Raw genomic sequence first — 14,644 nt, 5'->3', positions numbered from 1 at the left:
TTCACTGGTAGGCGATTTCTACTTACAGTTCATTAGCGAGAATACGCTGAATAAGCACGTTTTGTTCATATTCACATGCCTCAGCAACACCGCAGTTTATGAACATACTGATGGTGGTGTCCGAATGCGGCAGGTAGATGTTCGAACTACTATACCCAGGTTCATCCCCCCCATGGTGGTAAAAAGTAATACCCTCTATGGTTTCTTTCATCATGCCCATGCCGTAGTAAGTAGCACCACTGACTGGGGTTAGATTCTCATCTCCAACCATCAGCTCACTGATGGATGGCGAAATGACGCTATCAGCTGATGCTACCGCTCGTATGAGGCGTGATAAGTCTTCAACGGTCGAGACTAACGGAGCATCGGCAACACCAATATTTTCATACGCAGTTTTGGTATTGAGTATCTCTCCATCAAGGTTGAAATAGCCCGATATAATATTGCCCATTGGCTTTTCCAAGCCATTGTAATATGAATGGTTCATTCCCAACGGGATCAATACGCGATTACGCATGGCAACAGAGTGATGTTCACCCAAGACACTATCCAAGATAAGCCCAACTAAGAGGTAACCACTATTTGAGTACTTAAAACTCGTTCCTGGCGCAAAGTCGGCTGGCTTGTCGATAGAAAATTCAAGCGCGTAACTATCAGTTTTCAGTGATGTAGGATCATCCATAATTGCACTGAACCAGTCAGGAGCGGTATCAGCAGCCAAATAATCATGTACACCCGACGTATGCATCAGTAACTGACGCAGTGTGATAGTGCTCCCATATTCAATTCGAGCGACCAGTGCCTCTGGTAGCCACGTATCGATAGTGTCATCGATATCTAATAGTCCGTCCTCGTAAAGCATCAAGGCGAGTAATGCGGTCGCTTTCTTACCCGCACTGCCGACCGGCATTTGTGCATCTAATGGCATAGGCGTTTGCGTTTCAATATCACTTAGTCCAGCCGAGATTAAAACGTTTTTCTCAGGACTCTCAATGTGTAACACAATCCCGGGGATTGTGCTTCCTACAGAATTATTCAGTAATGTTTGATAATCCAAGGGTTGTGGAACAGGCTCAGGTGCAGCTGGTGGTGGGGGTGATGACGAATTCCCACCCCCGCATGCGGTGAGTCCGAGTGCGCAGATCGTTGTTAGGGCAATAAGATGATGTCGCATGATAATTCCTTCCAAATTAGAGTTAATAATTTACAGCCGCTGCAGGTTAACCAGAGTTAGGTAAAAAATGGGTGAAAGGAATGCAATTTGTGCATAAAAATAGAACAGCGGCTGTCTGCACATATTTATTGAGTTCTGTTCATCACTTGCCAATGGCGGCCAATGTGGCGAACGCGACAATCGCCACCGTAAAAATGGCAAACAAGCACAGTAACAATAATGCTGAATTAAGATTGCTTGCCTTTGTCGGAGGCCTTGCAAATTGAGTATGCGTAGATTGAGAGAGTGTTAGCGCTAGGTATAGGATCGGCAGAGCCAGCGCTATTCCAATGAGCTCAATTAACAGAAGTAGCGTCGGCATTGGTGAGGGGGACACGGGGAATATAGAGAGTAAATCCAATCCATATACAAGCAAATAGCTACCGCCAGTAAAGACAGAATAGCGAATTGCCCATTCATTCCCGCGGCTAACAAAGTATGCTTGAACCAGGCTACCAAGTCCCAACACAGTTAAAAATAAGTTGAATAAGGTTAATACAGTAAAAGGGATATGCGAGAAATCTCTTGTTTCAATCGGACCTCCGGGCACTAGGGTCATGAGTGCAATGGACGAGGTGAGAAGCAGGATAGCTAAAAATTGTTGCATTGTTTAATCTCCACGTTTTTTTTAGGAGATTACAAGGTGGGCGGTAAAAATTGGGTGAAAGCATCGTTATAAACCCAGTTAAATAGTAGCGATTCTTCACCAATGTTTCACTCCGTTATACATAGGCTAACCACCATACTCACCTGCGGCTAGTTGACCCCAAGAGTGATTCTTTTTACTTATATAATAGAGTTTGCCATGCAACGAACTAAATACTCCCTGATCACAATACTTGTCACTTCATTCTTTATTTTTCCGGTTAACGGCATCGAATATTCAGAGCGAGAGGGCTGTTCGCCATTTCAAAACTATGATGAATTTATAGAGTTCTTAAGTAGCAAAAACTTCTTCACTCCTTCGCTGTTCTTTAAATGGAAATTTCCGCGCGAGAATTTTAATGCATTTCAACAAGAGACAACGTGTTCTATCATCAATTATCAGGTGGAGAGTGCACTTGTTACCGGCTATTTCCTCAAGCCAAAAAATTGGCAAGGCGAACGTTTGCCATTAATTGTTTTCAATCGTGGTGGTAATGGCTCCTTTGGCGCACTCAATTTTGTGACACTCATGGAATATCTTAAGCCTTTAGTCGATCAAGGTTTTGCTGTGATTGCAAGCCAATATCGAGGCCATAGGAGGAAGCAACCGGAATTGTATGGCAAAGATGAATTTGGCGGTCTAGATGTGAGCGACGTACATGCGTTAATCGAAATTGCTAAAACAAAAAAAGAAGTCGATACGAACAATATATTCATGTACGGCGTCAGCCGCGGCGGTATGATGAGTTACATGGTAAGTCGTGATAGATCTGATATCAAAGCTATGGTCATCCATGCTGGCGTGACCGACCTACAGCAAGAACTTGAGTTTCGGCCTGAAATGGAAAACGTCTATCGAGCACTGATCCCAAGCTATACCGAGAATGCTGCGCAGCAGCTGAAGGAACGCTCGGTCATGCATTGGGTCGAGCAATTGCCCGATAATCTGCCCATTCTTTTAGTGCATGGCGCAGAGGATGAGAGGGTAAGCGTACAAAATTCTATTCAGTTGCATGCAGCATTAACGGCTTTAAACAGACCGGTAGAGTTATCAATTTACCCGCATGAAGGACACATGTTTACCGACAAAACGCGGCAACTAGAAGAAGTGACGCAATGGTTTAAATCACATGCGCATAAATTGAAATGACGTTTAAACTGAAACCGTGTTGGCTATCTCTGAATGAGTATTTCGCTTGCGTTGATAGTCACATAAGTACCAAACAAACTGGCATTTTGGTTTGGTAGAGCGTAGGGTCTATGGGTTTTGTTAAGAGCTGTAACGCTTATTCGGATAGCGGGGATCTGGGCTTAATTCTCTGCTACAAGCCCTAATGCAACGAATTGAAGTCGCACTATTGGAGTCATTCTGAACTCGATATCAGATTAAAAAATCAATGTGGGGAAATTATGAATAAGCCATTGTCTGTTTTATTAATTGAAGATAACTATGCGCTTGCTAAGCAAATAACCAGCTTTCTTGAAGGGCTAAAATGGCAAGTTGATTATGCTGCAGAGGGCAAATTAGGGCAAAACCTTGCATTGACACAATATTTCGATGTGGTGATTTTGGATTTAAACTTACCTGACTGTGATGGTTTGGAGGTGTGTGAGTATATTAAGCGCCATGCTCAGCGAGTCATCCCTATTCTAATGCTTACGGCACGTGATGCCCTTGATGATAAAACTCAAGGCTTTAATCGAGGGGCCGATGATTATTTAACCAAACCGTTTGATCTTCGCGAGTTATCACTGCGCTGCCAAGCGATGGCGCGGAGACCTTCACTCCATAACGATTTGGTGATTACGCGCGGAAAACTAAAGCTTGATGTAAGATCACGTACGGTTAGTTGGGGCGAGACTCCAGTTAAAGTGACAAAGATCGGATTTGATATTCTGCGTTTATTGGCTGAGGAGTACCCGCAGCCTGTAGCGAGAGGGGAGCTGATCAATCTAATCTGGGGAGATTCTCCGCCAGAAAGCGATGCATTGAAATCTCATGTTTATGGTCTGCGTAAGGCTTTAGAGAAGGCCGCCAATCATTCTCTTCTGCAGACTGTTAGTAGCGTTGGATACAAACTAGAGGGACTGGACGGTGAGAGCTAATGGTATTAAATGGCAGCTTTTCATCGCTTTTGGTGTGTTGGTGCTTGTCATCAACCTGTTTTATGCACGTTTAAATTATCTGTTTGTAGAGGCTACAGCTGGCATCGTTGCCACCTCAGTCATTGATATTGAGTTGACCCATCTCGAGAATGCTTGGCACAGAGATCAAACCTTAACACCATCTAAACCCTACTTTCGAATAGTAGATCAAGCGTCAGTGGATAAGTTAGGCGAACTCGAGTCAATCGTGCACGAACGGATGATTTTTACTTTTGGAGGAGCTGAACTTGAGGGCTATGTAGCGCCATTACAATTTATTTCCCCTGAAACAAACTATCTTGTTTTTAAAGTCACAGAGATGACGACGTTGGATGCTTTCAGTCATCTTTTCAATGTTTTCCTGTTCAGTGTGGCGGTCGCAGCAATGATCTTGGCGGTGTTATCTACATGGTTTTTGTCTAGTCGACTATCCGAACCTTTGCAACGTTTAGCTCGTTCCGTTGCCTTACAAAAGCCAGAATCACCCTGCAGTATTACTGGTACCGAGCGAGCCGACGAGATTGGTCAACTAGCCTCAGCATTTAACGATACTTATGCGCAACTACAAACATCCTGGCGCAGGGAACGGGATTTTGCGAGTGACGTTAGTCATGAACTTCGAACCCCAATCAGCCTAATTAAAAACACCTTAACTTTAAATGAAACCGGGGCATTGAGTAGCACTGAACGACAATTGTTGGAGCAGGCTACAGGCACCCTCCAGCAGACTGTTGAGGTATTGCTTGCGCTAGCTCGCAAAGAAAATCTTACGCAAACGGAATGCTTGTTTCGACCCGTGATCGAAAAGGCCGTTTTAGCGATCATCAAGTCTCATCCTGGTAGTCAATTTAATGTCGATCTCAATTTGTCTGACAGACTTAAAGTGTTTGGCAACCCTCATCTGCTTGCATTGCTGTGCCAGAATTTAGTGAATAATAGTTTTTATCATGGTGATGGGGAACAGCTAGACGTTTATACCAAAGGGGACGAGATAGTTTTTGAAAACCCGTTACTCAATAACGCAACACGGCAGAATTACCAAGGGCTAGGGCATGGGCAGTATTTGGTTAGACGCATTGCGGAAACGATGAGTTGGGGGATCAGCACTACACAAGAAAACATGACATACCGGGTGGTGCTCAAACCCAAATTAGCGCTGTAGCTTAGCGAACCTATGCGGGATAAACAAAGTTAGCCCCGCGCAAACGGTTGGCTTTTGTGAATAAGTGTAAAGCCTATCACCACAAACCAAATTAACTGGGATACGCCAAATATTGCACCGGCGACTGCATACCCCGGGATCAACGTGACAAGACCAACTATACCAATACTGAATCCACAACGATTCAACCATCGACGTTCGTTCTGGTATTTAAGTAAATGATAGTTTAATACGGTCATCCAAAGTCCACCGACCCATTCTACACCTTCGCCTAACCCAGCTTGGATTTCATATATGGCGAACCATAACGAGCGCTGTTCTTCTATCGGAATAGAAAATAGAAACTGAATGGTGAAAACTGATATTAGGCCACTTGCAAATACGTATGCCGACCAGATCAAGCTAACAATGAATGCAATTTTGAGTGCAATTGAAGGGGATGGAGACAGTAAGCGCCGCATCCCTAAGTTAAACACTGTCAGACTGATACCAAACAATACAAAGATCACGAAATACCAGACCTGAACAATTGTTCCGAACTGCAGAATAAACCCTAACCGCTCTTCGGCACCTTGATTAAGACCGGGTGCAATAAAAAATACCATTCCGAGGCCGATCGCATAGCAAATAGCACAGCACCATGCCGCCAGCCCGGTGAAACGAGAAATATCGTTCTCGGGTAGGGCTTGTTCGCTTCGCAATGAAAATACTGACTTAGGCACAGTTGTCCTTGAAAAACCGCGTTTAGGGACCCAAAATACAGAAATCAATATGTTCTTGCTAGTATTGCAACAGTAAGAATATATTTCTGCGCAGAAAATTTCACCGAACATTCACTCTCAGCCCATCATAGTAGTGCCTCACAACTAATTGAGGAACAATCATGACAAAGCTGTTTACTGCTACTGCGCTATTCGTCTTAGCGCCATTTTCATTCGCGCAACCTTTATCTGACAGTAACCCTGTAGAAAGGGCACTTGTACTACAGAGTGGTGAGGTCGCATTGGGGGCTGGATTGTATTACGGTGAAACCCGCTCGGAAGAGAATGAGTTTACTCCTTCATTTGAGCTATCTTACGGTTTTACCGAAAACCTAACGATTGGGCCAATTGGTGCGCGCTATAGTGTTATGCAGCGAAGTGAGGATAAGACGGGGTTAGAGCTTGCTATCGAAGGCGGTCTTATGGGCCTATACGAGGTCACTGATGCAGATGATAGCTTCGCGGTTGGTGTAGGTCTAAATGGAAAATATGTCTTTAATTCTGACGTGGCGTTAACGTTTGAATCAGCACTTGTGCATTGGGCCGAGGATAATCGCCCGAATCGCAAAGAAGCACGCGTGTCATTGGGTAGCTTGTGGCAGTTGCAACCTGGATTTACACTCAGTGCAAGTTTGCATTACAGGAAGTTTAAAGACTTCGCGCAAGATCATTCCACCGCGATCTCGACCAATTTGATTTGGGCACTTTCACCTCAGTGGGACATCACGTTTAGCGCTGCATATTCAGACTTCAATCCATTGTTAAACGGGTATGAGGAAGATGTTGAATATCAGCAGCAGGCCGGCGTTAGCGCAGTCTACCGTTTTTAGCCAGGGGCGATGAACGTCGCCTTTTTAGTAGGCTCTACTGGGATTAATTGTTGAGAAGTGACTCTTCCAATTATTATTAATATCGGCCAACGTAGCGACACAATGCTATGTCAGTCGTTAATGAATATGATACGTGGAATCAAAATTCGTTTATGTAATATCCGCCAAGAAGACTTACAGCAACTTGACCGATATAAATCTGTTTGCCTATCAACGAGCAGATTGGGATAGGGAACCAGCGATAGCTGTGCAGTCTTTATTGCCCTAGTATTAGCGATCTTGACTTGGCGCTCGGTCAAAAAAGTCTTTGTAGGCCCGGCTAAAGCTGGATTGGTTTTGGAAACCGACTTCGAAAGCTACCTCTAATATGGATAGCTTGGTTTCTCTAAGCAGTTTGCGAGCCTCTTGCATACGAAAGCTTTGATAATATTCATAGACACCGGTACCAAATAGTTCTTTAAAACCCATGGTTAATTTATTTCGGTTGAGTCCAATATTGCGACTGATAGTCGCCAAGGGGGGCGGGCTTGCGTAATTTTCCTGCACGTCATCTCTGACTTTATGAAGTAACCGGATCTCACGATCATTGAGCTTGATTTTAAGCTCTTTGTCATCTTGAGGTCGACTGATCGTGTGTACAGCCAAACACAACAATTCGGTAATTTTTATCTTTGCGTACGTTTCTTTTAGTTTGCCCTGAAATTGATTCTGCAGCAGGGTTTCGGCGGCTAAGCTCATGGTCGCCGAAAGCGGTAATGTGGCGCTGTAAAAATTATCTTTACGGCCATCAATAATTGATTGGATGGTGTTTGGCAAAAGGTCGTAATCGGCGCCAAACTGTTGCACTAAGAAATCAGGTCTAACAATCACGTTCACATAAGCAACATGATTGTCACCCATGTAAAACTTGGTCACCTTGGTTGGATGTCCAGTTGCGCATACATTAAATCTAGGACCGGAAAAATTCATTTGTCCATAGCCATCGACTACCGATATTTGATCCCCGCTAAGCGCAAACTGAAAACCAATCCAGCCTTCGTCAGTGATTGCTTTTTGGCTAAGGGGATCACTCAATTCCACATCAATGATCTGAGCAATACACTTCTCATTGATTTTTATGTAGGTCAGAGACCCCTCTACATTTGAGAATAGATTTAATGTATTGCTCTCATCACCAACATTAGTGCCTAAAACGGTAAGGGCATTTTTAGCTGCATCATTGATAACTTCTCGGTTTGAGACCCACGGACCCGCAGGTATCGCCATGGTTGGCGTATGAAAGTTATTCATTCGGTGCGACCTCAATAAAGAAGGAAGTATCTGGTAATGCTAGTCTTACATTAAATCTAGAACAGATTACAAGTTTTTACCGAGTAGAAATGGATGAAGGTGACAAATGGCAATGCATAAGTGACTGTTTGCTATCCCTTCGATATTGGTCAGTGACACACTCAGTACAGCTAGCAGAAATGAAATCATTAGAAAAATAAAATTGACCGACCTATCGGAGAGTATTGACCAATGAATCAATATCAAGCTACGAACAACAAGTGTTACCAATATTTTACACAATCAGTACTAAGCATTTCTGTACTGGCTGCTTTAGGATTAACCTGTGGTCTGGGGCAGGCCCAAGCGAATGAGCCTGAGTCAGATGACAATGAATGGGAAGTGATCAGTGTCACTTCGACTAAACGTGTGACCAATGTGCAAGATATCCCGTCAAGCATATCTACGGTATCTACCGCAGAGATTGAACGACAGGGGCTTGACGATTATGAATCGATTGCTCGAAGTCTTCCTGGTGTCACACTGAATCAACCCGTGCGTAATCGTTCCTTTTTTAATATCCGCGGCATTGCGACATCGTCGGCGGGTGTGAATACCCAAGATCCCGTCTCAGTTTACATCAATGATATGCCGGTTACCGATACCTATGGCGCGTCTGTTCAACCAGATTTACGCCTTTATGATGTTGAGCGTGTCGAAGTACTAAGAGGGCCCCAAGGGACCTTGTTTGGTTCAGGTTCTCTGGGTGGAACGGTACGAGTTATTACCAAAAAGGCGACACTCGACGGTTTTGACACGTCATTTCGTGTGGATTTAGCGGATACTGAAGATGCCGGCTTGCGGCAACGATACGATGGCATGGTTAATATCCCTATAGTGGAAGATAAATTAGCCATCCGAGTTGTGGGTTATTACCGTGATGAAGCGGGTTGGGTTAATAATATTCAGTTAGGCACTGATAATGGCACAGTAGATAAAGGTGGCCGTGTTAGTCTGCTTTGGCATGCATCGGATCATTTAACGGCAACGTTTGAAGTGCTCGATCAAGACAGCCGACCGCACGATGGTGATGCATGGGATCCCGCACTCGGTAAATTCACAAAGTCTGCAGCGATCGCTGAAGGGCGCCCCTCTAAATTAACCAGTTATAATGCGACCGTCGAATATGACAATTTAGGCTTTGCGTCGTTTGTTTCATCGACTTCGTACACTGAGTCTAAAACTGGCGTGCGAATAGACTATGGTGATATCACTGGTCTGGGTTTTCCTTTGTTAGCACAAAATGAGCCCTGGGAAGTAAACTTTTTATCTCAAGAGTTTAGATTAGTCTCCACTGATAGCGATAAGTATGAGTGGGTAGCGGGGTTGTTTTACATTGATAGGGAGTCAAATGCTGATTTTAACTTTACCTTGCCGGGCTTATCCGAGTTCATTAACACTAATGTAGCTCCCGGTCTGCTCGAAGATGATGTGTTTTTGGCAACCAGCACGCGAACGACATCGGAAGAGATTGCCGCATTTGGCGAACTAAATGTACATCTCAATGATAAATGGACTGCGACTATCGGTATGCGCGGTTCCAACGTCAAAGTCGCTATTGATGAGCCAGCGCGTTCAGTTCTTAACTTTGCAACGTTCACCAAAGATACCGCTTCATTTGAAAACAATGGTGAAGATAAAGGGATATTTACTTGGCGAGCGGCGTTATCTTATCAACCCACCAGCGATCTGCACCTTTATGGGTCAATCACCAGTGGTTACCGGATTGGTCAAACCAATCCGTTCGTCGGTGCAAGTCCTGTGGATCCCAATGACCCGTTAATCATCCCCAATATTTATGAGCCAGACGAAACCTTGAATTATGAGTTAGGTATTAAGACTGATTTTTGGCAAAACAAGGCCAGGTTGAACCTAGCTGCTTACTACATTGATTGGACTAATATTCAGATTGATGCAATACGCTTATCGGATGTCGCTAATTTTACCGCCAATGCGGGCGAAGCAGAATCTAAAGGGGTAGAGCTCGAGCTAGGTTTAAAACCACTCACTGATTTGGAGTTTAATCTTTCTTTAGCGTTACAAAATGCTGAAATTAGTGCAATTAGCGAAGCTGATAGCTTACGTTCTGGTGCGGCAGTAGGTGACTCTCTGCCAGGCTCGGTTGATTTTCAGTTCGCCGCAAATGTTCAATATTATTGGACATTGGAGTCAGGACACCAAATGTACGCTCGCCTAGAAGCTCAATACGTTGACTCTTCACCTAATGGCTTCTCCAATCAAGTTGGTACCAATCAACCCAATCCACTGTTTGCTTTAAATGAGTCGTATGAGAACGTCAATGCGAGTGTTGGTGTGTATCTGGGTAATTGGGAAGTGACTTTGTACGGTGAGAACTTAACTAACAATGATAGCTATATTCTAAACAGCGGAAACCTAGGGGCTAGTTATGTTAACACCCTCCGGCCGCGCACATTTGGTGCCCGTTTGCACTATCGCTATTAGATAAGACACTGTAGCCATGAGTTTAAAAACCTCAATACTGTTACAAAAACTGTTAACACCAGCGTTTATTGCGCTGGTGAAACTCTGTCCGAACTGGATATACCCAGTCTTACAGCGGAGTCCCCCAGATGGGGACTATGCGGTTGGAATGAGAGATATTCAGTTCGCCCATGAAACAGTGGATGAACTCCCTTCATCGGGGCGCGGCATGGCCAGAATTTGGTATCCTGCAGCTGAAACTGAAGGTCTTACACGTCGCTCGCTTTACTCTCAAAGAGAAAGGGTCAGTGCCCGTGTGGCGATTGCTCAGGTGCAGAAACTACCTGAAGTGGTCGCTGAGCAAATGGGGCGCTCACTGACTTGGTCGCATGAAGGGGCTAAGATTATTGAGGCAAAACGCCACTCATTGCCAGTCGTGGTGTTTTCTCATGGTTTTGGTTTGACCATCGATGCGAATACGCAATTGTGTGAGCACCTCGCAAGTCATGGATATATTGTTATTGCTGTTGCACATCCTTCGGCGAGTTTATTTGTAAGTTATCCTGACGGCTCTGCCTCCTATTTAGATTTGTCAGTAGTTGCAAAAATTCAAACACCGACAATGTTAGAGACTGTTAATGCGATTATTAATGCTCCTACACCGGAACAAAGAAGGGCCGCAACTGTCCGCTGGTGTCGCTCGACTGCTCAGAATGAACTTCAAGAAATATGGATAAGTGACATTGTCACATGCCTCGACAGCCTCATTAACAATCGCTGTGACGCTGATCTATCTGACATCATCGCGGCAGGAAACTTTACTAAAATCGGTGCCGCAGGGATGTCTTTTGGTGGTTCCGTAAGCGTTTCGCTTGCCGAGCGGGAGCCCCGTTTTGTGGCGGCAATTAATTTGGACGGCGGTCAGGTTGGTGATGCTTTGCTAGGTAAAACACCGCGCGTACCACTGTTAATGTTGCACTCTAGCAAGGTACAACTAGCCAGTGGTGGGAGTTTTAACGATTTCCATTATGCTGAAAAGCCCGGTTCATCGGTCAGGGGTTACTTGCAAAGGGCATTTATCAAAGGGGCCGATCATAATGATTTTACTGACCTAACACTGCACCAAGGCCAATTGCTAAGGCGTGTACTTATGCTGGGGGATATCGATGGTGAGCGCATGATTGGTGTTACTAATGCGCTGTGTCTGGAGTTTTTCAATAAACACGTTGTGGCCGGTAGTTCAAGTGAAGCTAATCAAGAATTGACACAACTCATACAGCAATGGCCAGAATTACAGCTCTATTGCACCCAAGACAACGTGGATAGGGACAATAGTAACGATTTGCAATCTGTCCATAAGCAGAAGAGTCAGGGCCTAGTTAGTACTAGTCAGTGCTCGGGAACGAATGATGAATAAGTTGATATCTAGCCATTTTGCCTATTTGCAGTGTATGTGTGAGCATTTTATGGCGACTCATGATTATTCTGAAATCGTGGTGTTTAGCGGAGAGCTTACATTTGGGTTCAAGGATGACATTCCGTATCCATTCAAAGTTAACAATTATTTTAAATATTTCTCTCCAATCCTAAATTATCCAAACACATGGGTCCGCTGGCAGCAGTCGGCGAAGCCACAGTTGGTCTGCTATCAACCGAGCACAGTTTGGTCAGCGCCAGTTGCTATTGAACTGGGTGATTGGGCGCCATTTTATGAAATATCTATAGTCAAACAGCTTGCCGATGTCAGAGCGATTTTAGGGGCTTCAGACAGCAGAGCATTTATTGGTGAACACGCAAATTTCATGATGGATTGGGCATTGGGTGATAAAAACCCACCACGCTTACTCACGCAAATAAATTGGTATCGAAGTTATAAGACTGAGTATGAACAAGACTGCGTACAACAAGCGAATTCCATTTCGGTTAGAGGACATAGAGCTGCAGAACAGGCTTTTCTGGACGGGGCTACCGAGCTGGAAACCAAGATGGCTTTTGCGCAAGCATGTGCTCAGCTCGACTCAGAGTTGGCTTATCCAAGTGTAGTAGCGCACAACCAAAATGCATCGGTACTCCATTACGCAGAACATTCGAATCAGCGGTATCGCAAAGGGACGCTGCGCAGCCTCTTGATTGATGCTGGTGCCTGTTTCAACGGCTATGCAGCCGATATTACGCGTTCATATGCGGCTTCAGAAGGGAGCTTTGCAGAGCTGATTCACGGAATGGACGCGGTACAGAAAAAAATTATTGCGGATCTGCCTGCGTGTTACTCATACGCAGAACATGGCCAGCGGGCACAATTTATGTTGGCTGAATTGTTATGTGATTTTGAGTTAATTACAACGGCGCCTGAGACTGCCATTGACCTCAATCTTGTCCCACAATTCATGCCTCACGGACTGGGTCACTTTATTGGTTTGCAGGTGCACGATCCCGGTGGTGAATATATGAACGAGAGAGGCTTGGAATATGAGCTACATGCTCAATTCCCTACCGTAAAGATGGGTCGCCCGATAGAGGCTAACCAAATAGTGACTGTTGAGCCCGGTATTTATTTTATCGATCACCTCCTAGGTCCATTAGCGCAAGGGCACTACCGTAACTCAATCAATTGGACGCTGGTTGAAGAATTGCGTCCCTATGGCGGCGTGCGCATCGAAGACAATATTCTTATTACTGCGGATGGGGTTGTAAATATGACCCGAACTGCGTTTGACCAAGCCAGCCAAACATTACAAAAACAGAGTAATTTAAATGAAAACTAGCATCAGTGATGATCAAGCCACTCCCATTACTCAGCATGGGGTATCCTCAACTATTACCGCAGGCTATCGTCGTTACGCCTTGTTATTGCTGGTTTTTGTTTCCATTTTTAATGCTATCGATAGAACTGTGTTTATTTCTGTCATGGAACCGGTTAAAGCTGAACTGGGTCTTAGTGATACGCAACTGGGATTACTTTCGGGTTTAGCATTCTCTTTATTTTACGCAACAATGGGATTGCCATTCTCGCGTTGGGCAGATTTGGGGAATCGGCGTAGCTTACTCACGTTAACGGTGGGGCTATGGAGTTTAATGACCGCCTTGACCGGAATGGCACAAAACTTTGTCCAGCTGTTTCTGGCGCGTGTCGGGGTTGGGATCGGTGAGGGCGGTGGGCATCCTGCAGCGCTCTCAATGTTGAGTGATCTCTATCCTGCCAAAAAAGGTGGGCATGCCATTTCATTTTTTCTCGTAGGGGGAACTATCGGCGGCATTATTGGTATTGCTGGTGGATCCGCAATCGCTGCAGAATATGGCTGGCGAATAGCCTTGGTAGCGCTGGGGGTTCCCGGATTGTTATTGGCATTAATTATTAAGCTATCGCTACGGGAGCCACGTCAAAACTGCCGCTTGCCCACAATGTCTGAAACCTTTGGTTCTGAATTTAAAAATGCGGCCAAAACTCTCATGCGTAAGAAAAGTTTTTTCTATTGTTTAGTGGGTTTTACTATCTTCAGTATTTATGGACAGGGAAGCGGACAATGGACGCTCAGCTATATTTTGCGGAATTTTGACATTTCTCACGAATCAGCTGGCGGTATTTTAGGTCTTGCATTAGGCGGGGCCGGTATTGTTGGTACGCTCTTGGGCGGCTTTGTTACCAATTATATTGGTGAACGAAACGTTAAAGGCTTTTTGTATTTTCCAGTACTGGTGATGCTGATCAGCGTCCCGATTTCAGCTTGCGTGTATTTGAGTTCTTCGGTGACCCTTGTGTTTACCCTGTTAGCACTAGGGGCTGTGTTGACAGGTTTGATGACACCCTGTGTATTTGCCCTAGTCTTTGGCGTTTCAGGCGTTAAATATAAAGCGATGGGGATGGCTTTGTTAGGTATGTTAGCCACCCTAATTGGGAGCGGCCTTGGCCCTATGTTTATTGGTGTAGTAAGCGATGCGTTGGCATCCATCGTGGGTCAGGAGTCACTTAAATATGCATTACTTTGTAGTGTTGTCTTTGTGCCCATTTCGACCTACTTCTTTATTAAAGCTACAACCACGTTGGAACAAGATTTCGAGAATGATGGGGTGTTAAGTAGCGATAGCCAACAGAACAGTCAGGTAACAGATTAGCAGT

General features: G+C 44.7%; 12 protein-coding genes. 8 read left to right on the top strand and 4 right to left on the bottom strand.

The window, feature by feature from the left end; genetic code table 11:
• Positions 1 to 22: 22 nt before the first annotated feature.
• Both AC121Z_RS09635 and AC121Z_RS09630 read right to left on the bottom strand, forming a co-directional pair.
• Complete coding sequence (locus AC121Z_RS09635; protein WP_498123822.1) at positions 23 to 1,174, bottom strand: serine hydrolase domain-containing protein; 1,152 nt, start codon at positions 1,172 to 1,174, stop codon at positions 23 to 25.
• 142 nt (positions 1,175 to 1,316) lie between these two features.
• Positions 1,317 to 1,820, bottom strand: coding sequence for a DUF8051 family protein (locus AC121Z_RS09630; RefSeq protein ID WP_498123821.1), 504 nt, complete (start codon positions 1,818 to 1,820; stop codon positions 1,317 to 1,319).
• Between the two features lie 198 nt (positions 1,821 to 2,018).
• On the opposite strand from AC121Z_RS09630, the gene AC121Z_RS09625 reads away from it, so the two are divergent.
• The 3 genes from AC121Z_RS09625 (at position 2,019) to AC121Z_RS09615 (ending at position 5,165) form a co-directional block, all read left to right on the top strand.
• Positions 2,019 to 3,008, top strand: a complete 990-nt coding sequence (locus tag AC121Z_RS09625) for an alpha/beta hydrolase family protein (RefSeq protein WP_498123820.1) — start codon at positions 2,019 to 2,021, stop codon at positions 3,006 to 3,008.
• 260 nt (positions 3,009 to 3,268) lie between these two features.
• Positions 3,269 to 3,964 carry a response regulator transcription factor gene (locus AC121Z_RS09620; protein WP_498123819.1) on the top strand — a complete coding sequence of 232 codons (696 nt, stop codon included), beginning with the start codon at positions 3,269 to 3,271 and terminating at the stop codon, positions 3,962 to 3,964.
• On the top strand, positions 3,954 to 5,165 hold the full coding sequence (locus AC121Z_RS09615) for a histidine kinase dimerization/phospho-acceptor domain-containing protein (RefSeq protein WP_498123818.1): 1,212 nt from the start codon (positions 3,954 to 3,956) through the stop codon (positions 5,163 to 5,165). Before AC121Z_RS09620 ends, AC121Z_RS09615 begins: the two co-directional genes overlap by 11 nt.
• Positions 5,166 to 5,194: 29 nt before the next feature.
• Here AC121Z_RS09615 and AC121Z_RS09610 read toward each other — a convergent pair whose 3' ends face one another.
• On the bottom strand, positions 5,195 to 5,887 hold the full coding sequence (locus AC121Z_RS09610) for a hypothetical protein (RefSeq protein WP_498123817.1): 693 nt from the start codon (positions 5,885 to 5,887) through the stop codon (positions 5,195 to 5,197).
• 161 nt (positions 5,888 to 6,048) lie between these two features.
• Between AC121Z_RS09610 and AC121Z_RS09605 the strand changes: the two genes are divergently transcribed.
• On the top strand, positions 6,049 to 6,756 hold the full coding sequence (locus AC121Z_RS09605) for a hypothetical protein (protein WP_498123816.1): 708 nt from the start codon (positions 6,049 to 6,051) through the stop codon (positions 6,754 to 6,756).
• A gap of 270 nt (positions 6,757 to 7,026) precedes the next feature.
• Here AC121Z_RS09605 and AC121Z_RS09600 read toward each other — a convergent pair whose 3' ends face one another.
• Positions 7,027 to 8,046, bottom strand: coding sequence for a helix-turn-helix domain-containing protein (locus AC121Z_RS09600; protein ID WP_498123815.1), 1,020 nt, complete (start codon positions 8,044 to 8,046; stop codon positions 7,027 to 7,029).
• Positions 8,047 to 8,277: 231 nt separating this feature from the next.
• Between AC121Z_RS09600 and AC121Z_RS09595 the strand changes: the two genes are divergently transcribed.
• Genes AC121Z_RS09595 through AC121Z_RS09580 form a run of 4 tightly spaced genes read left to right on the top strand, consistent with a single transcriptional unit; the run spans position 8,278 to position 14,640 of the window.
• Positions 8,278 to 10,548, top strand: coding sequence for a TonB-dependent receptor (locus AC121Z_RS09595; RefSeq protein ID WP_498123814.1), 2,271 nt, complete (start codon positions 8,278 to 8,280; stop codon positions 10,546 to 10,548).
• Between the two features lie 16 nt (positions 10,549 to 10,564).
• Complete coding sequence (locus AC121Z_RS09590; protein ID WP_498123813.1) at positions 10,565 to 11,944, top strand: alpha/beta hydrolase; 1,380 nt, start codon at positions 10,565 to 10,567, stop codon at positions 11,942 to 11,944.
• Positions 11,934 to 13,292: a Xaa-Pro dipeptidase gene (gene pepQ, locus AC121Z_RS09585; protein ID WP_498123812.1), complete on the top strand. Its 1,359-nt coding sequence runs from the start codon at positions 11,934 to 11,936 to the stop codon at positions 13,290 to 13,292. Before AC121Z_RS09590 ends, pepQ begins: the two co-directional genes overlap by 11 nt.
• Positions 13,282 to 14,640, top strand: coding sequence for an MFS transporter (locus tag AC121Z_RS09580; RefSeq protein ID WP_498123811.1), 1,359 nt, complete (start codon positions 13,282 to 13,284; stop codon positions 14,638 to 14,640). The genes pepQ and AC121Z_RS09580 overlap by 11 nt, the downstream gene beginning before the upstream one ends.
• Positions 14,641 to 14,644: the final 4 nt, after the last annotated feature.

Source organism: Alteromonas sp. DYW1 (assembly GCF_059752595.1).
The sequence above is the reverse complement of the archived record's forward strand: the minus strand, read 5'-3'. Positions and strand labels throughout refer to the sequence as shown.

Coding starts and splice junctions, on each gene's coding strand:
- AC121Z_RS09635 (WP_498123822.1), bottom strand. CDS start 1,174: ATGCGACATCATCTTATTGCCCTAACAACGATCTGCGCACTCGGACTC.
- AC121Z_RS09630 (WP_498123821.1), bottom strand. CDS start 1,820: ATGCAACAATTTTTAGCTATCCTGCTTCTCACCTCGTCCATTGCACTC.
- AC121Z_RS09625 (WP_498123820.1), top strand. CDS start 2,019: ATGCAACGAACTAAATACTCCCTGATCACAATACTTGTCACTTCATTC.
- AC121Z_RS09620 (WP_498123819.1), top strand. CDS start 3,269: ATGAATAAGCCATTGTCTGTTTTATTAATTGAAGATAACTATGCGCTT.
- AC121Z_RS09605 (WP_498123816.1), top strand. CDS start 6,049: ATGACAAAGCTGTTTACTGCTACTGCGCTATTCGTCTTAGCGCCATTT.
- AC121Z_RS09600 (WP_498123815.1), bottom strand. CDS start 8,046: ATGAATAACTTTCATACGCCAACCATGGCGATACCTGCGGGTCCGTGG.
- AC121Z_RS09595 (WP_498123814.1), top strand. CDS start 8,278: ATGAATCAATATCAAGCTACGAACAACAAGTGTTACCAATATTTTACA.
- AC121Z_RS09590 (WP_498123813.1), top strand. CDS start 10,565: ATGAGTTTAAAAACCTCAATACTGTTACAAAAACTGTTAACACCAGCG.
- pepQ (WP_498123812.1), top strand. CDS start 11,934: ATGATGAATAAGTTGATATCTAGCCATTTTGCCTATTTGCAGTGTATG.
- AC121Z_RS09580 (WP_498123811.1), top strand. CDS start 13,282: ATGAAAACTAGCATCAGTGATGATCAAGCCACTCCCATTACTCAGCAT.